At 73.3% G+C, this 17,265-nt stretch carries 17 protein-coding genes; 8 read left to right on the forward strand and 9 right to left on the reverse strand.

Annotated elements, in window-relative coordinates:
• Positions 1-24: 24 nt before the first annotated feature.
• Complete coding sequence (locus N912_RS0132745) at positions 25-312, forward strand: DUF167 domain-containing protein (protein ID WP_028925721.1); 288 nt, start codon at positions 25-27, stop codon at positions 310-312.
• On the opposite strand, the gene N912_RS0132750 is transcribed toward N912_RS0132745, so the two are convergent.
• The gene (locus tag N912_RS0132750) at positions 299-1,177 is read right to left on the reverse strand and encodes an NAD(P)-dependent oxidoreductase (protein ID WP_028925722.1); all 879 of its coding nucleotides are present in this window, start codon (positions 1,175-1,177) and stop codon (positions 299-301) included. The genes N912_RS0132745 and N912_RS0132750 overlap by 14 nt on opposite strands.
• A 117-nt stretch (positions 1,178-1,294) precedes the next feature.
• Between N912_RS0132750 and N912_RS56170 the strand changes: the two genes are divergently transcribed.
• The 3 genes from N912_RS56170 to N912_RS0132760 all read left to right on the forward strand — a co-directional run bounded on the left by N912_RS56170 (position 1,295) and on the right by N912_RS0132760 (position 6,135).
• A complete protein-coding gene (locus N912_RS56170; protein ID WP_084211418.1) occupies positions 1,295-4,528 on the forward strand; it encodes an AfsR/SARP family transcriptional regulator in 3,234 nt (1,077 codons plus the stop codon).
• Positions 4,529-4,884: 356 nt separating this feature from the next.
• On the forward strand, positions 4,885-5,448 hold the full coding sequence (locus tag N912_RS63960) for a hypothetical protein (protein ID WP_156994199.1): 564 nt from the start codon (positions 4,885-4,887) through the stop codon (positions 5,446-5,448).
• Between the two features lie 60 nt (positions 5,449-5,508).
• Positions 5,509-6,135 (forward strand): TetR/AcrR family transcriptional regulator, encoded by a 627-nt coding sequence (locus N912_RS0132760; protein WP_028925723.1) that lies wholly within the window; start codon positions 5,509-5,511, stop codon positions 6,133-6,135.
• Here the strand turns inward: N912_RS0132760 and N912_RS0132765 are convergent.
• Together N912_RS0132765 and N912_RS56175 are read right to left on the reverse strand one after the other, a co-directional pair.
• Positions 6,132-6,431 (reverse strand): putative quinol monooxygenase, encoded by a 300-nt coding sequence (locus N912_RS0132765; RefSeq protein ID WP_028925724.1) that lies wholly within the window; start codon positions 6,429-6,431, stop codon positions 6,132-6,134. The two genes, N912_RS0132760 and N912_RS0132765, sit on opposite strands and share 4 nt — an antisense overlap.
• A gap of 58 nt (positions 6,432-6,489) precedes the next feature.
• The gene (locus N912_RS56175) at positions 6,490-8,115 is read right to left on the reverse strand and encodes an MDR family MFS transporter (RefSeq protein WP_037067844.1); all 1,626 of its coding nucleotides are present in this window, start codon (positions 8,113-8,115) and stop codon (positions 6,490-6,492) included.
• 139 nt (positions 8,116-8,254) lie between these two features.
• On the opposite strand from N912_RS56175, the gene N912_RS0132775 reads away from it, so the two are divergent.
• The 4 genes from N912_RS0132775 (at position 8,255) to N912_RS0132790 (ending at position 11,053) form a co-directional block, all read left to right on the forward strand.
• Entirely contained in the window at positions 8,255-8,701 is a 447-nt protein-coding gene (locus tag N912_RS0132775) for a MarR family winged helix-turn-helix transcriptional regulator (protein ID WP_028925725.1), read from the forward strand.
• A 54-nt stretch (positions 8,702-8,755) separates the two neighbouring features.
• Positions 8,756-9,508 (forward strand): class I SAM-dependent methyltransferase, encoded by a 753-nt coding sequence (locus N912_RS56180; RefSeq protein ID WP_037067965.1) that lies wholly within the window; start codon positions 8,756-8,758, stop codon positions 9,506-9,508.
• Between the two features lie 190 nt (positions 9,509-9,698).
• Positions 9,699-10,298, forward strand: a complete 600-nt coding sequence (locus tag N912_RS0132785) for an ArsR/SmtB family transcription factor (RefSeq protein WP_028925726.1) — start codon at positions 9,699-9,701, stop codon at positions 10,296-10,298.
• 2 nt (positions 10,299-10,300) lie between these two features.
• A complete protein-coding gene (locus N912_RS0132790) occupies positions 10,301-11,053 on the forward strand; it encodes an SRPBCC family protein (protein ID WP_028925727.1) in 753 nt (250 codons plus the stop codon).
• 59 nt (positions 11,054-11,112) lie between these two features.
• Here the strand turns inward: N912_RS0132790 and N912_RS0132795 are convergent, their stop codons facing one another.
• From N912_RS0132795 to N912_RS0132820, 6 genes are read right to left on the reverse strand one after another with little or no spacing between them, the layout of a single operon-like run.
• A complete protein-coding gene (locus N912_RS0132795; protein ID WP_037067846.1) occupies positions 11,113-12,429 on the reverse strand; it encodes an MFS transporter in 1,317 nt (438 codons plus the stop codon).
• A gap of 17 nt (positions 12,430-12,446) precedes the next feature.
• On the reverse strand, positions 12,447-13,223 hold the full coding sequence (locus tag N912_RS0132800; RefSeq protein WP_211261485.1) for an acetoacetate decarboxylase family protein: 777 nt from the start codon (positions 13,221-13,223) through the stop codon (positions 12,447-12,449).
• Positions 13,220-14,224, reverse strand: a complete 1,005-nt coding sequence (locus N912_RS0132805; protein ID WP_028925730.1) for an alpha-ketoacid dehydrogenase subunit beta — start codon at positions 14,222-14,224, stop codon at positions 13,220-13,222. The genes N912_RS0132800 and N912_RS0132805 overlap by 4 nt, the downstream gene beginning before the upstream one ends.
• The gene (locus N912_RS0132810) at positions 14,217-15,173 is read right to left on the reverse strand and encodes a thiamine pyrophosphate-dependent dehydrogenase E1 component subunit alpha (protein ID WP_028925731.1); all 957 of its coding nucleotides are present in this window, start codon (positions 15,171-15,173) and stop codon (positions 14,217-14,219) included. The genes N912_RS0132805 and N912_RS0132810 overlap by 8 nt, the downstream gene beginning before the upstream one ends.
• A gap of 34 nt (positions 15,174-15,207) precedes the next feature.
• A complete protein-coding gene (locus N912_RS56185) occupies positions 15,208-15,993 on the reverse strand; it encodes an IclR family transcriptional regulator (protein WP_037067849.1) in 786 nt (261 codons plus the stop codon).
• Positions 15,990-17,219, reverse strand: coding sequence for a M20 family metallopeptidase (locus N912_RS0132820; RefSeq protein ID WP_028925732.1), 1,230 nt, complete (start codon positions 17,217-17,219; stop codon positions 15,990-15,992). Before N912_RS0132820 ends, N912_RS56185 begins: the two co-directional genes overlap by 4 nt.
• Positions 17,220-17,265: the final 46 nt, after the last annotated feature.

Here is a 17,265-nt window from a genome sequence, read left to right on the forward strand (position 1 = left end):
CTGTCAGGGTGAGTCGCACCCCGGATGAAGCTGGCCATCCGGGTCCGTCCCGGCGCCCGTGCCGATCGCGTCGGCGGGTGCTGGGACGGACCGCGCGGGCCCGCGCTGCTGGTGGCGGTGCGGGCGCGCGCGGTGGACGGGAAGGCCAACGAGGCGGTGGTGGCCGCGCTGGCCGAGGCGTTCGGCCTGCGCCGGAGCGAGGTCACGATCGCCTCCGGCCACCGCGGCCGGGACAAGACGGTGGAGCTGACCGGCGACGACGACGCGCTCCGCGAGCTGGCCGAGAAGCTGACCGGCCCTACCCCTTCCTGATCACCTCGACCAGCGCCGTCCAGCTGTCCGCCCCGTGGCCGGCGGCGATCGCCCTGTCGTAGTGCGACTTCACCGCCGTCGGCAGCTCGAGGTCGATCCCGGCGGCCCGGCTGGCGTCGAGGATGTGCGCCGCCGTCGCCCCCATCATCGTGCTGGTGGCCTTCTCGCCGGGGTGATCGCCACTGTCGATGCACCGCGCGGCCTCGGGCAGGTAGGCGGAGATGCCGTCGAAGTTGTCCGCCGCCCACGGCACGAACTCGGTCGCCGTCACCCCCTCGGCCGCCAGCAGCGCGCTGGCGTGCAGGTACGCCGACAGCGAGGTGAGGAAGATGTCCAGCTGGGCCTGGTAGTACAGCTGGGCGCGGCCGGGGTCGGCCCCGACGTAGTCCGGCCGGCCGATCGCGGCGAGGGTGTCGCGGTGCGCGTCGAACACCTCGCGCGGCCCGCTGTAGAAGACGTACGCGGCGTCCGTGCCCACCAGCGGCTCCGGGGCCATCACCCCGCCGGCCAGGAACCGCGCCCCCCGCTCGGCCAGCCAGTCGGCGGCCCGGCGCGTCTGCTCCGGGGTGTCCGAGCTGAGGTTGGCGACGACCCGGCCGCGCAGCGCGTCTCCGACGCCGTCGCCGCCCAGGATGTCGTACATCGCCCGGTAGTCGGTCAGGCTGAGGATCACCAGCTCGCTGGCCGCCAACGCCTCGGCCGGATCGGCGGCCAGGGTCGCGCCCTCGGCCTCCGCCGCCCGCGCCCGGCTCGCCGTCCGGTTCCACACGGTCACCGGGTGGCCGCCGGCCAGCAGCACCCGGACCATCGCCCGGCCCATCGGACCCAGGCCGATCACCGTGACCGCCGGCTTGCGCTCGCTCATGTCGTGCTCCCTTTGTGTGACGTGGTCTGGTCCTGTCCACCCTGCGAGCCGGCGCGCACGAACCGCTGTGGATCGACGCACGAGAACCTGTCGGGGTGGCCGGCTAGCGTCCTCGGCGTGCGTTTCGGAGTGCTCGGCCCACTGCAGGTGGCCACCGGGGACGGCGGCCAGGTCCGTGTCCCCGAGGCGAAGGTGCGCGCGCTGCTGGCCATCCTGCTGGCGCACCAGGGGAGCCCGGTGCCGGTGAGCCGGCTGTTCGACCAGATCTGGGGCGGCGCCGACCTGCCGGCGAACCCGGCCAACGCGCTGCAGACCAAGGTCTCGCAGCTGCGCAGGGCGTTCGAGTCGGCCGAGCCGGGCGCCGGGCGGCTGGTGGTGCACCGGGCCTCGGGCTATGCCCTGCGGGTCGAGCCGGACGCGGTGGACCTGGGCAGGTTCCGGGCGTTGGTCGAGCGGGCCCGCCGCGAGGCGGACCCGAAGGCGCGCGCGGCGCTGCTGGCCGACGCGTTGGCGCTGTGGCGCGGCCCTGCCCTCGCCGAGTTCGCCGACCGGCCGTTCGCGCTGGCCCCGGTGCGGCGGTGGGAGGAGGAACGGCTGGTCGCGGTCGAGGAGCGGGCGCAGGCGCGGCTGGTCCTCGAACATCACGGCGAGCTGACCGGCGAGCTGGCCCAGCTGGTGGCCGAGCATCCGCTGCGGGAGCGGCTGCGCGCCGCGTACGTCCGGGCGCTGTACGGCGCGGGCCGGCAGAGCGAGGCGCTGGACAGCCTCGCCGAGCTGCGGGCCAGGCTGGTCGAGGAGCGCGGCCTGGACCTGAGCCCCGAGCTTGCCGACCTGCGCCAGGCGATCCTGGCCCACGACGGGTCGCTGCGGCCGGCCGAGCCGAGGGCGCCGGACAACCTGCCCGCGCGGGTGACCGAGCTGGTCGGCCGGGACGAGGCCATCGGGCGGGTGCATGCCGCGCTCGACGCGCACCGGCTGGTGACGCTGGTCGGCGTCGGTGGCGTCGGCAAGACCGCGCTGGCCTTCGAGTCCGCCAGGAGGCTGGGGGAGGGGTTCCCGGACGGGGTGCGGGTCGTCGAACTAGCCGACATCGCCTCGGCCAGCGGGGCGGCGGCGCTCGGCCGGATGGTCGCGACGGTGCTGGATGTCAGGGACGGCGCGGACCTCGCCCGGTTCCTGCGCGACAAGCGGATGCTGATCCTGCTGGACAACTGCGAGCACGTGATCGATGACGTCGGACGGCTGGCCGGCGAGCTGCTGGGCTCGGCGGCGGGGCTGCGCATCCTGGCGACCAGTCGCGAGCCGCTGGGCATCGCGGGGGAGGCGCTGCTGGACGTGCCGCCGCTGGAGGTGCCGGCCGCCGTGCGGCTGTTCACGGCGCGCGCGGCCGGATTCGGCGTCGACGTCCAGGACGCGGCGACGGTGGCCGCCATCTGCACCCGGTTGGACGGCATCCCGCTGGCCCTGGAGCTGGCGGCCGCGCGGGTGCGGGCGCTCGGCACGGACGAACTGCTGGCCAGGTTGGACAACAGGTTCGAGCTGCTCGTCGCCGGCCGCAGGGACGCACCGACCAGGCAGCGGACGCTGCGCGCGACCATCGAGTGGAGCTGGCGGCTGCTGGGGCACACCGAGCGCGCGGTGCTCCGCCGGCTGGCCGTGCACCTGGGCGGGTGCACGCTGGACGCCGCCGAGGCGGTCTGCGCGGGCGACGGGGTGGACGCCGCCGAGGTGCTCGGCGCGCTGGCCCGGCTGGTGGACTGCTCGCTGGTGACCGTCGCCGACGACAAGGCCGGCGGCCGGCGCCGCTACCGGCTGCTGGAGTCCGTGGCCGACTACTGCGTGGAACGGATGCGCGCGGCCGGTGAGCTGGACCGGGTGCTCGAACGACACGAACGGCACTACCTCGCGCTGGCCGAGCGGGCGGATCCCGGCCTGCGCGGCGGCGATCAGCGGCACTGGCTGGCGCGGCTGGACGCCGAGCGGGCCAACCTGCGCCGCGCGCTGGACACGGCGATCGCGCGGCGGGCTCCGGACGCGGCGCTTCGCCTGGTCAACGCGCAGGCGTGGTACTGGTTCCTGCGCGGTCGGCTCGGCGAGGCGGAGCGGTCGGCCGGCGCCGCGCTCCGGTCGGGCGGGTCGGAGTCGTTGCGGGCGCGCGCGGAAACGTACCGGGCGGCCGTCGCACTGCTGCGCGGCGCCGACCCCGACGGGGCGGACGCGGCGGCGTGGCGGCGCATCGAGGGCCGGCGCGACCGCGCGATGTCCCGCTGGTTCCTGGTCATGGCCAGGGGCACGCTCGGCGAGGTCGCCGCCGAGCACGCCGAGGTGGACGAGGTGCTCGCCGAGCTGGCGGCGGTCGGCGACGACTGGGGCGGCGCCGTCGCCCTGACCGAACGGGCCAGCCGCGCGCTGGCCAGGGGCGACCTCGCGGCCGCCGGCAGGCTGGCGTCCCGGGGCGTCGAGCGGTTCACGGCCCTGGGCGACGACTGGGGCCGGCTCCAGGCGTCCTTCGTGCTCGGCCACGTCGCCGAGATCGTCGGCGACTACCGGCGGCGCGAGCGGATCCACCGCGACGGCCTGCTGGCGGCGCAGGCCCTCGGGCTCTGGGCGGAGGCGTCCTACCAGCTGTCCTGGCTGGGGCGCACCGCGCTGCTCCGGGGCGAACACGAGCGCGCCCGCGAGCTGCACGAGCGGGCGATGCGCACGGCCGAGGAGCACGGCTTCGTGCCGGGCGTCAGGTACGCCGAGACCGGCCTGGCGCTCGGCGCGCGCCGGCAGGGCCGGTTCGAGGACGCCCAGCGGCACCTGGCCACGGTCCGGGGCTGGTTCGCCCAGCGCGAGCTGGAGCCGGGCAACGCGCTGATCCTCGCCGAGCTGGGGTTCCTGGCCGAGCAGCGCGGTGACCCGGTCGGCGCCCTCGAACTGCACCTGGACGGCCTGCGCATCGCCCGAGGGGTGGACGACCCCCGGGCGGTCGCGCTCGCGCTGGAAGGCATCGCGGGCGCCCACTCGCTGGCCGGGCGGCACGAGGACGCGGCCCGGCTGCTCGGCGCCGGCGCGGCCCTCCGGGAGCGGACCGGGGCACCGCTGCCGGCGGCGGAGCGCGGGGACGTGGACCGGATCGCGGCCCGGGCCCGCGCCGGGGCGGGCGCCGACCGGTTCTCCGCCCGGTTCGACCAGGGCCGCGCGCTCGCTCCGCGCGCCGTGGTCGACGAGCTGGTCGACGCTCATCCGGCCGCCGCGCGCTGCCTCGGCCGGTGCAGGTGCTCGCCGGCGCTCGGGTGCAACCGGAACGCCTCCAGGGCGGCGGGGAGCACGGCGAGCGCGATCAGCGCGAACGCGATCCGGTAGGCGTCCCGCGGGACGAACTCGATGCGGGTTCCGTCGCCGATCGAGGCGGTCTTGCCGAGCCAGTCGTCCTCGACGAAGGGCGCTGTGTCCGGTGGAGCGCGAACCAGGATGTTCGGCCGGAAACGGCGCGCCATCAGGCGCGAGGGCCTCCCTATCCCGATCGACGACGCCGTCGACGCGGCCCACGAGAATCTACCCACCCCGTCGCACAACCATCCGAGAAGATCATGAGTCAGTTGAGGTGCACGGACCAGTTGCTCGTACGGGTTCGGGAGATGAGGAGTTAGGTGATGGTGAGTGTCCTCCGCTGGCCCGCGGGCGCTTCGTGGCGTCCTGCTCCGAGAGCAGGCAAGGGGGTGGCGGCGTTGCTGCTAGCGGGATGTCTGGCGTTGATGGGCTGCTCGACGGGCAGTCCGGCCTCCCCGGGTCCCAACAACTACGGGGACACCGCTACCGCGCGCTCGAGGATCGCACCCGGCAATGCTCGCTTCGATCTACCGGAGTTCGGCTTCACCTTCGACTATCCAGAACAGATGAACCAGCACCTCCACCCTTCGCCGGGAGATCAGTTCTTTGTCAATCTCACTGCCGAAGGGCGTTCGATCGGGGTGACGCGGCAACCCCTTCGGAATCCGGTCACCGTTGCAAACATCGATCAAGCCAAATCGGACCTCGACCGTATCATGTCGTTTTTCCCTGGAAGTCCACAAGCCGGTACCAGGGTCGAGGTCGCGGGGTGGCCAGGTGTGGAATACAACTACGATTACGATGCATCCGTGGACAGTTTCACGCATAACAGACGCGTTGTCTTCTACGCCGAATCCACTCGATACGACATCATCTGTAAGTCTGGCGACGAACATCGCCGCGAACTGGACTCGGCCTGTCAGACCGCACTGACTACTGTCCGTCCCCGTTAGAGTAGACGCAACGTTGCGTCTTGCCTAGCGCGCACTAGACTCCGCGTGAGGAGGGCAGCAGTGCGAAGCGAACGCGGCAGGGCAGAGACCCGCGAGCGAGGCGGCCACCACGGCAACCGTCACGGCCGCAGCGAGCTGGCGCGCCGGGCGGTGCTGCGGGCCGTCGACGACCTGCTGGTCGAGCGCGGCTATGCGGCGCTCACCATGGAGGGGATCGCGGCCGAGGCCGGGGTCGCCAAGCAGACGATCTACCGCTGGTGGCGCTCGAAGAACGACGTGCTGATGGAGGCGTTCCTGGACGACGCCGCCAAGCACCTCGCCCCGCCCGACCACGGCGACGTCGGCCCCGACCTGCGCGAACACCTGCGCCGGGTGGCCCGCTTCCTGGCCGACTCCGACCCCGGGGCCGTGTTCGCCGCGCTGATCGGCCAGGCCCAGCACGACCCCGAGTTCGCCGCCGAGTTCCGGGGCAAGTTCCTCACCCAGCAGCGCGAGCGCGACAGGCTGCCGCTGGCCAGGGCCATCGAGCGCGGCCAGCTACCGGACGGCCTGGACGTCGAGCTCGCGCTGGACCAGCTGCTCGGGCCGGTCCACTACCGGATCCTGGTGGCCGGCGAACCGGTCCCACCGGAGTACACCGACGAGCTGGTTGACCAGTTCCTGCGGCTACACGCGCGCCCGGCCTAGGACCCGAGCCCGCCGGCGACGGTGAACTCGTGGCCGTTGAACTCGCCGGTCAGCAGGGGCATCGCCTCGGCGATCGCGGCCTTCACCGACGGGAGCTGCAGCGAGTCGTCGTGCGCCTGCTTGGAGTCCCACACCTCGGAGACGTAGATCAGATCGGGGTGCTCGTCGTTGGTGCCCACCAGGTACGACCGGCAGCCGATCTCGCTCAGCGGGGACTGGTCGCGCAGCAGCAGCTTGATCACGTCGTCGCGGCGGCCCGGCTGGGCGCGCATGGTCCCGGTGTAGGCGTACGTCACGGCTGGCAGTCTCGCACGACCCGTGAGTGGCTAGGGCCGCCAGAGCGGCCCTAGCCACTCACGGCTTCTGGTCAGCGGTGACGCCGAGGTCCTTGAGGAACCAGGTCATCGCGAACCCAGCGGCCAGGATCAGACCCGCGACCAGGAACATCCAGTGCGCGCCGGTGGCGAACGAGTCCAGCAGCGGTCGGGCCAGCCGGGGGTCGAGCCGGGACAGGAAGGACACGTCGTCCAGGTTGATCCCGGTGCCGTTCCCGGCGTTGACCAGGTCGACGAGCGCGCGGTTGGCCGGGTCGGCGAGCACCGCCGGATCGGCCAGCGCGCGGCGGAACGGGTCGCCCGGCCCGGCGTCGCGCAGCACGGCGCCCATCCGCGCGCTGGTCACCGAGAACAGGATCGAGAGCAGCGCCGCGACCCCGAAGGTGCCGCCGAGCTGGCGGACCATCCCGCCGGCCCCGTTCGCCGCGCCCAGGTCGCCGTGCGGCGCCGCGTTCTGGATGGCCAGCGTGATCACGGTGATCGCCATGCCGATGCCGAGACCCGTCCACAACGCCAGCAGGGCGTTCGCCCACCACGGCGTGACGGCGTCCACGGTGGCCATCAGCAGCAGCGCGCCGGCCATCGAGCCGGACCCGGCGATGGCCAGCGGCTTGAAGTGGCCGGTGGCCTTGATGACCTTGCCGCTGAAGCCCTGGGCCAGGATGGCGCCGATCATCAGCGGGAGGACGAACAGCCCGGCGTCGGTGGCCGAACGGCCCTGCACGAGCTGCAGGTACAGCGGGAACGCGGTGACGGTGCCGAGCATGCCCACGCCGGTGGTGAAGTTCACCGCGACCGGGAGGCCGATGCCACCCCGGCCGAACAGCGCCAGCGGCAGCATCGCCCGCGCCCCTATCCGTCGCTCGATGACCAGGAACGACACCAGGCCGACGGCGGACAGCGCGTACAGGACGATCGCGTTGGCCGAGCCCCAGCCCCACGCCGTGCCCCGCTCGACCACGATCAGCAGCGGCACCAGCCCGAGGGTGAGCGCGGCGGCGCCCCCGAAGTCGAGCCGGTGGTCGACCCGGCGGTGCCTCAGCCGCAGCGACCGGTACACGGTCAGCAGCGCGAGCAGCCCGAGCGGGATGTTGATCAGGAACGCCCAACGCCAGCCGTCAGTCCCGAGCAGCGAACGGGCGCTCGCGAAGTACCCGCCGACCAGCGGGCCGAGCAGGCCGGCCACCACCCACGCCGAGGCGGCGTAGGTGAAGTAGCGGGCCCGCTCGCGCACCGGCACCATGTCCGCGATCACCGCCGTCGGCAGCGACATCAGCCCGGCGCCGCCGAGGCCCTGCACCACCCGCGAGACCGCGAGCGCCTCCATCGAGGTGGACATCCCGCACGCCGCCGAGCCGAGGATGAAGACCGCGATCGCGGCCAGGTAGAGCGGCTTGCGGCCGTAGATGTCGGAGAGCTTGCCGTAGAACGGCATCGCGATGGTGGAGCTGACCAGGTAGCCGGTGATCGCCCAGGCCTGGACGGTCTGGCCGTGCAGTTGGTCGGCGATCGTGCGCATGGCCGTGGACACGATCGTCTGGTCCAGCGCGGCGAGCAGGCTCGCGAGCAGCAGCCCCGAGATGGCGGTGAGGACCTGTCGGTGGCTGAGCGCCCCCGGCATGCCTGTGGTGCCAGTGGTGCCCATGGTTCCCGCGGTGCCCGTTCGCTCGGGCGAGTGTGTCATCGGTACCTCTCCGAAACTTGACAAGTACTTGTCGTTCTCGAACGATACCGACGGGTCGGCAGATTGACAAGTTCTTGTCGGAAGCCGCTAGCATGCCGGAATGGACGACGCGGCGCAGGCGCTCGAAGACCTCACGACGGAGGTCTTCGCCCTCAACACCCGGCTGGAGCGGGCCGGCGACGGCATGACGGCGCCGGTCGGGCTCTCCGCCGCGCGCTGGCGCGTGCTCGGTCGGCTCGAAGACGGCCCCGCGACGGCCACCCAGCTCGCCGCCGAGTACGGGATACGGCGGCAGGCCGCGCAGCAACTGGTCGCCCGGCTGCGCGAGGACGGGCTGGTCGAGACCGTGCCGAACCCGAAGGACCGCCGCGCGCCGCTGGTCCGCATGACCGAGCGCGGCGTGAAGACGCTGAGCCTGATGGAGCCCGTCGGGCGGGCCTGGACGGAACGGATGTCCGAGTCGATCCCGATCGAGGACCTGGCCGCGGCGGTCCGCGTGCTCCGGGTGCTGCGCCGGCGTTTCGACGAGGAGCTGGGGAACCCGTGAGTGGTTAGCGTTGCTATGACAACGCTAACCACTCACGGCCTTTAGCCTGGGGTGGTGACGGCGGCGGGGCGGTGGCGCGAGCTTCAGGAGCAGCGGGGGATTCCGCCGGAGATCGTGGCGCGGGCTCCGGAGAGTCCGTGGAAGCACGATCCGAAGCATTTCGGGGCGCCCGAGCAGGCGCATGACACGCCGTCGCGGGATGCGGCGCTCGCTGTGTTGGACGGTGCGGGCGGCGCGGTGCTCGACGTCGGGTGCGGTGGGGGGAGCGCGTCGCTGGCGGTGGCCGGGAGCGCGGACCTGCTGGTCGGGGTGGACCACAACCCGGGGATGCTGGAGGTGTTCTCGGCGGACTGCACGGCGCGCGGGGTGACGTTTCGGACCGTGCTCGGTGAGTGGCCGGCGGTGGCGGGGGAGGCCGGGAGCGCGGACGCGGTGCTCTGTCACCACGTCGGCTACAACACCGTTGACTTCCCGCCGTTTCTGCTGGCGCTGACGGAGGCGGCCCGGCGCGGGGTGGTGATGGAGTTGACCGCCCGGCACCCGATGGCCTGGCTGGACCCGCTGTGGCTGCGGTTCCACGGCCTGCGCCGGGCGGAGCCCGCGACCGCCGACGACGCCGTGGCGGTGCTGGTGGAGCTGGGGATCACGCCGACGGTGGTCCGCTGGCGACGGCCGGCCAGGCTGCCGGAGGACCCGGAGTGGGTGGCCCGCCGGCTGTGCCTGCCGCCACAGCGCGTCGGCGAGGTGGCCGCCGCGCTCGCCGAGATCCCGCCCCGCGCCCGCGACACCGTCACGCTGAGCTGGTGATCGGCGGACGGCCGCTCTGAACGCGGACCGACGCGCGGCGTGATCCTGTGCGGCCGGTGTCCCCCCCTCGCCGAGTGGGACGCCGGTCCGGTTCTGGTCAAGAAAAGTGCGGATCGACGTCCCGTCATGCGGTTCATCCGACAGTTGAAGCTGTCTTGACAAAAAAATTCGTCGGTGGAACAGTGAGGCCGTGCACGAGGTAGGAGTGATCGGTGAGGCCGCCGCGGCCGAGGCCTCCCTCGACCCGGTGCGGGCGCGGCTGCTGGCCGAGCTGGTCGAGCCCGCGTCGGCGACGATGCTGGCCGCCCGGGTCGGTTTGGCCCGGCAGAAGGTGAACTACCACCTGCGCGCGCTGGAGCGGCACGGGCTGGTCGAGCTGGTGGCCGAGCGCCGCAAGGGCAACGTCACCGAGCGGATGATGCGCGCCACGGCGGCCTCGTTCGTGATCTCACCGGCCGCGCTGGGCGCTGTCCAGCCCGACCCGGCGCGTTCTCCGGACCGGTTGTCCGCGCGCTGGCTGCTGGCGCTCGCGGCGCGGTTGGTGCGCGAGGTGGGCGAGCTGATCACGGCGGCGGCGAAGGCGGGCAAGCGGGCGCCGACGTTCGCGCTCGACGGCGAGGTGCGGTTCGCCTCGGCGGCCGACCGCGCCGCGTTCGTGGAGGAGCTGGCCACCTCGGTCGCCCACCTGGTGTCGAAGTACCACGACGAACGGGCCGAGGGCGGGCGGCGCTACCGCGTGCTCGCGGCCATCCATCCGAACATGAACCCCGACCCGACGAGGGAGTCCTGAGCATGGCCCGAGAGTTCGAGATCCGCAAAGAGGTCGAGATCGACGCCACGCCCGAGCAGATCTGGCAGGCGATCGCCACCGGCCCGGGCATCACGTCCTGGTTCATGCCGCACGAGGTGACACCGGGGGAGGGCGGCAGCATCCGGCTCACCGTGCCGGGCTTCGAGGAGGAGTCGGTCATCACCGCGTGGGAGCCGGCGAAACGGCTGGCCTACCGGGGCAAGACGGCCGACGACGGCACCGTCCACGCGATGGAGTACCTCATCGAGGGGCGCGACGGGGGCAGCACCGTGCTGCGGTTCGTGCACAGCGGGATGCTCGGTGACAAGTGGGGCGACGACTTCGAGGTCGGCCTGGCCCACGGCTGGGACCAGTACCTGCACACCCTGGGCGAGTACATCACGCGCTTCCTGGGCCGCCCGGTCACGTTCATCAACGCCAACGGGCCGGCGGCGTCCGCCGCGCCGGACGGCTGGTCGGAGTTCCTCGCGGGCCTCGGGCTGGACGGGCCGGTCGAGGAGGGCGACCAGGTGCGGCTCACCCCGAGCGGGCTGGACCCGATCGAGGGCGTGGCCGACTACGTGCGGGAGGAGTTCCTCGGAGTGCGCACCGACGACGGGCTCTACCGGTTCCACGGGCTCGGGCGGATGGGCATGCCGATCGCCGTCGGGCACCACATCTACCGCGACGACATCGACCGCGCCGCGACGGAGAAGGCCTGGACGACGTTTATGGAAAGCGTCTACGCGTCGTAGGTTCGACATGCGGGCGGTCCGGCGATGCGCGAGCGGGCGCTGGAGAGGGTGGCCGTCGACTAGCTCATCCCGCCGGAGCGCAGCGACGAACGCAGCGTCTCCGGGGTGGCGAACGCGGCGAGCAGGCTGACCATCGCGCCGCCGCACAGGTACATGGCGGGGGCGTAGGTGGAGTGGGTGGCGGTGGTCAGCGCGGCGGCGACGAACGGGCCGGCCCCGCCGAAGATCATGACGCCGAGGTTGTAGCCCAGCGAGAGCCCGCTGTAGCGCCGCGAGGTGGGGAACAGCTCGGCGAACAGCGCCGGCTGCGGCGCGAGCATGATCGCCTCGCCGACCACCACCAGCACCAGGCCGAGCGCGGCGACCACCAGCCCCCGGCCGTGCAGCAGCGCGAACCCGAGCGGCGCGGTGACCAGCACCCAGGCCGCTCCGGCGATGAGGAACGGCCGGCGCCCCCACCTGTCGCACAGCCGGGCCAGCGGCACCACCATCGCGGCCAGCGCGGCCATCGCGATGAACCCGGCGGTGCGGGCCTGCCCGGCGGGCATCTTCAGCTCGCTGATCAGGAACGTCGGCCCGTACACCAGCAGCACGTAGGTGCACATGGTCGGCGAGCACACCAGCCCGGCGCAGAGCAGGATGGAGCGGTGGTCGCGGCGCAGCGTGGTGCGCAGCGGCCGGCGCTCCACCGTCTGCTCCCGAACGACCTCGGTGAACTCCGGGGACTCCTCCAGCTTCAGCCGCAGGTACAGCCCGACCAGCCCGAGCGGCACGCTGACCAGGAACGGGATCCTCCACCCCCAGGCCTGCAGCTCCGCGTCCGGCAGCAGCGCGCCCAGCAGCAGCGAGGACAGCGCGGCGACCAGCATGCCGAGCACGATGGTGATCGTCTGCCAGCTGCCGTAGAACGCGCGCCGGCCGGGCGGGGCGTGCTCGACGATGTAGGCCGCCGCGCCGGTCCACTCGCCGCCGGCGGACAGGCCCTGCGCGAACCGCAGCAGCAGCACCAGCAGCGGCGCGGCGATGCCGATGGACGCGTAGGTCGGGACGACGGCCACCAGCGCGGTCGCCACCGAGATCATGATGATGATCACCGAGAGGGTCATCCGCCGGCCGTGGCGGTCGCCGAGGTAGCCGAACAGCACCCCGCCGAGCGGGCGGACCACGAAGCTGATGCCGAACAGCGCGAAGGTCAGCAACAGCGCCGCGGCCGGGTCGCCGGCCGGGAAGTAGCGGGTGGCGATGATCGTGGCGAAGTAGCCGTACAACACGAAGTCGTACCACTCGATGAAGTTGCCGATCGCGGCGGCGACCACCGCCGCCCTGGTCCTGGTCCTGGGCGGGGCGTGCGTTTCGGTGTGCGTTTCGGTTGGCATCGCGAACCTCCGTTGGTTCAGGACCAGTCGGGGACCCCGAAGGTGGGGATCTCGTCGACCCGTTCGAGGTAGGTGCCGAAGCCGACCTCCAGGTCGACCCGGCCGTAGCGCGCCTCCACCACCTCGACGCACTCGACGAGGTGCAGCGGGTCGGCGGTGGACGGGGTGAGGACGACGTCGCCGGTGCCGACCCAGCCGCCGGTCGCGCCGGAGGTCCGGAACGGCACCTGGACCAGCTTGTTCACGTCGTAGCCGGTGCCCTCGGCGCTGGGGATCAGCTTGAGCGGGAAGTGGTGTGCGAACCAGTCCGGGATGGGGTCGACTGCGGCCGGTTCGACAGGCGGGCGGTGGGCGCGGACGGTCACGACGTCGATGCCGTTTGCGCTGGTCACACCGCCGGTGACGCCGCTTGGATCCTCGCGCAGCAACACCGAGCGGGCCTGCTTCTTGGGCAGCCCGAAGATCTCCCGGCCGAGGGTGCCGTGGTTGAGGCCCTCGATGAAGAACGTCAGCGGGTACGCGCCGAGCTGGTCGCCGTGCCGGCAGCGGACGCTGATGCCGGCCTGGGGGTACGGCGGGCGGCGTTCGGTGGTGCCGTCGGGCAGGCGGAACTCCGCACCCAGGAACTCGGCAACCCAGATGGCGGCCAGCGCGTCGTCGGCCGGTTGCAGGGGCGCGGGCAGGAGGCTGGCCACTATGTCGGCGCGGGTGCGGTACTGGACGGTCAGCCAGCGGACGGTCACGGACTCGGCGCCCACGCCGAACAGCGGGGCGAACGGGGGCATCCCGATCATGCGATCACCAGGCCGGCACGGCGGACGGTGGCGCGGACCGCGTCGGCGATGAGCTCGGCGGTCGGTACGACGGCGGCGGCCAGCACCGGTGCCGCCGGGATGCGCGCGGGCGGGGCGCCGACCCGGACCGGCGGGCAGCGCAACGGCACCCCGGACTCGGCCACGGCGGCCAGCACCTCGCCGCCCACCCCGCCGGTGGTGTGCGCCTCGTGCGCGACCACCAGCCGCCCGGTCCGGCGCACGCTGGCCAGCACGGCGTCCAGGTCCAGCGGGCGGATCCAGCGGGCGTCGATCACCTCGGCGTCGATACCGTCGCAGGCCAGCGCGTCGGCGGCCTCCAGTACACGGTGTTGCATCGCGCCCCAGGTCAGGACCGTCACGTCCGACCCGGGACGGCGTATCGCCGCGCCGCCCACGGGCGCCACCGGGCCGCCGACGACCACGTCGCTCCGGCCGGCGTGGTACAGCGTGCGGTTCTCGATCACGATCACCGGGTCGTCGCACCAGATCGCGGACAGCAGCAGGTCGTAGGCGTCCTGGTGGGTGGCGGGCATGCCCACCCACAGCCCGGGCACGTGGGCGAACAACGCCTCCAGCGACTGCGAGTGCTGCGCGCAGGCGCCCGGCGCGTTGCCCTGCTGGGTGCGGACGGTGATCGGCGCGGACAGCCGGCCGCGCGAGACGTAGCGGACGTTCGCCGCCTGGTTCACCAGCTGGTCCAGCGCGACCAGGGAGAAGTCCGCCCACATGATCTCGGCGATGGGCCGGCGCCCGAACATGGCCGCGCCGATCGCGCCGCCGAGGATCGCCGACTCCGAGATGGGCGTGTCGAACACCCGCTCGCCGAACGCCTTGCGCAGCCCTTTCGTCACGCCGAACACTCCGCCCGGCTCCCCGACGTCCTCGCCGAACAGCAGCGTCTCGGGTCGTTCGTCCAGCGCCCGGCGCAGCGCCGCGTTGACCGCCTCGGCGTAGGTCAGGCTCGTGGTCGTCTCAGGCATACAGGTGCTCCAGGACTGTCGCGGGGTCGGCGGGCGGGTCGGCCAGGGCGCGCGCGGCGGCGGCCGTGATCTCCGTACGAGCCCGCTCGGCAATGGCCGTCAGGTCGGCGTCCGGCACGCCCAGCCCGTCCAGCGCGCGGGCCAGCCGGCCGATCGGCTCCTCGGCCAGCGCCCGGTCCAGCTCGCCGGCCGGGCGGTAGTGCTGGGCGTCGCCGATGTAGTGGCCGACGATCCGCTGGGTCATCGCCTCCAGCAGCACCGGCCCCTCCCCGGCGCGGGCCCGCCGGGCGGCCTCTCCGACGGCCCGGTACACCGCGTCCGGGTCGTTGCCGTCCACCCGCGCCCCCGGCATGCCGTACCCCGACGCCCGCTTGAACAGCCGGTCCACCCGGACCATGGCCGAGATCGGGGTCAGCTCCGAGTAGTGGTTGTTCTCCACCAGGAAGATCACCGGCAGCCGGCGCACCGAGGCGAAGTTCATCGCCTCGTGCACCGCGCCCTGGTTCATCGCGCCGTCCCCGAACGCGGCCAGCGCCACCCGCCCCGACCCGTCGTAGTTCGCGGCCAGCGCGGCGCCGGTGGCGATCGGCGCGCCGGCACCCACGATGGAGTTCTCGCCGAACATGCCGTGCTCGGGCGCGGTCAGGTACGCCGAGCCGCCCCGCCCGCCGTTGATCCCCGTCCGCCGGCCCAGCAGCTCGGCGAACACCGCGTGCGGCGGCGCGCCGCGGGCCAGCGTCCAGCCGTGCCCCCGATAGGTGGGGAACACCGCGTCCCGGCTCAGGTCCAGGGCGGCGCAGGCGCCGGCGTAGATGGCCTCCTGCCCGTTGCACAGGTGGACCGATCCGACCACGTCGCCCGAAGCGCGCAGCCGGGCGACCTCCTCCTCGAAGTACCTGATCCGATGCATCGACTCCAGGAAGCCGAGCAGCGCGTCCGTCTCGGGCATGGGGGTACTCAGTCCTCTTCTCGTGGGGGAGTGGTCAGGCGGGGACGGTCAGGCGGCCGGTTCGCATCAGGCCGGTGGCCATGTCGGCGGCCTCCCGGACCGCGGTGGTCAGCCAGGCCTGCCGGTCGGCGAACCGGACGGCCGGCACGGACACGGTGAACGCGCCGGCCGGGGCGCCGGCGGCGCCGAAGAACGGTGCCGAGACACAGCACACGCCCGGGCTGAACTCCTCGCGGTCCAGCGCGTAGCTCTGCGTGCGGACACGCACCAGCTCGGCGGTCAGCTCGTCGAAGTCGGTGATCGTGTGGGCGGTGAGCCGTTCGAGCCGCACGCCGGAGAACAGCGCCGCGACCTGCTCCTCGGGCAGGAACGCGAACACCGCCTTGCAGGAGGCGCGGGCGTGCATGTGCGCGGTGTAGCCCACGTCCAGGTTGGCCACGCTCAGCGTCTGCTGCCCGGCCAGGTAGTGCTGCAGGATCAGCGTGCCGTGGTGCCAGCCGGCCAGGTAGGACGTCTCGCGGGTCTTGTTGTGCAGCCGGGTGAGGATCACCGCCAGCTCGGGGGACGGGCCGGAGCGGCGCTGCAGGTGCCGGCTCAGCGACGCCGCCCGGGGGCCGACGTCGTAGCGCCCGCCGGGCAGCCGCACCAGGTGTCCGCTGGCCAGCAGGGTGCGCAGCAGGTGGTAGCAGGTGCCGATCTTGATGTCGAGCTGGCGGCCGAGGACCTTCGCGGTGGCCGTCCCGTCGGCGGCGGCCACCGCCTCCAGCACCTGAAGGCCCCGCTCCAGGGTGTGCAGGACGGTGCCATTGTCGTCGGTCATGGCGTCAACCTGGTCAGCGCCAGCGCGAGGACGGCGGTTGCCTCGATCACGGCGGCTTCCTCGACGGACTCGTCCGGGCTGTGCGCCATGGCCACCTCGCCGGGGCCGAAGACGGCGGTCGGGATGCCCTGGGCGCCGAAGAACGCCGCGTCCGAGCCGGCGGTGAAGCCGGCCAGCAGCTCGCTGCCGGTCCTGTCCCGTTGCGCCGTTCGTAGGGCCGTGATCAGCTCGTGGTCGGTCGGCGTCTCCCAGCCGGGCAGGGCGTGTTCCCAGTGCATGGTCGGCGGGTGTTCGCGCAGCCAGTCGTCGGTGGCCGCGAGATCGTCGAGCGCGCGTTCGACCTGGTGGCGCACGTCGTCGAGGGACTCTCCCGGGGCCACCCCGATCCGGCCGGACATGGTGGCGTGGTCGGGCACCGCCGCCCGCCAGGTGCCGGCACGGGCGGTGCCGATGGCGAACGGTATGGCCGTCGGCAGCTCGGCGAACAGCGGGTGGCGGTAGCCCTCGCCGCGTTCGCGCGCCAGGTCCGCCAGCGCCGCCCGCACCCGGATCAGCCGCTCGAAGGCGTCCACCCCGCGCCACGGCGCCGAGGTGTGCGCGGAGCGCCCGGTGACCTCGACGGTGAAGAACCGCAGCCCGGTGCTGACCGGCACGATCGCGCCGCCGGTCGGCTCCAGCACCACGGCCGCCGCCGGGTCGGGGACCTCCAGCGCGGCGGCCCGGGTGCCGACGCCGGTGGTCTCCTCGGCGACCACGATCTGCACGGCCACGTCGAAGGGCAGCTCGACGCCCAGGTCCTGCAGCGCGGCCAGGGCGTAGAGGCCGGCGGCGATCCCGCCCTTCATGTCCACCGAGCCGCGCCCGTGCACCCGTCCGCCTTCGCGCACGCCCGAGAAGGGAGGCCGGGTCCAGGCGTGCTCGTCGCCGGGCGGGACCACGTCGACGTGGCCGTTGAGCACCACCGTGGGCAGGCCGCGCCGGCGCGGGTACCAGGCGACCAGGTTCTCCCGGTGCGCGGCCCTGGGCTCGTCGCCGGCCAGGCCGGTCGGCCGGATCGGCTGGCGGACCAGCTCCCAGCCGCGCGCGGTGATCCAGTCGGCGTAGCGGCCGGTGGCGCGGTCCTCCCAGCCGCTCTCGCTGGGGTCGCGGACGGTGGCGGCGAGCAGCTCCAGCAGGTCGGCGGCCAGCGCGTCGACGCGGGCGAGCACCGCTGGACCCTCGGGCATGGTCGCCTCCTCGCGTTCGTGGTTGCGACACTGTGCGGCGCGCGCG

The sequence above is a fragment of the Actinospineispora acaciae DSM 45401 genome, from assembly GCF_000620785.1.
In the GTDB taxonomy this organism is placed as follows: domain Bacteria; phylum Actinomycetota; class Actinomycetes; order Mycobacteriales; family Pseudonocardiaceae; genus Pseudonocardia; species Pseudonocardia acaciae.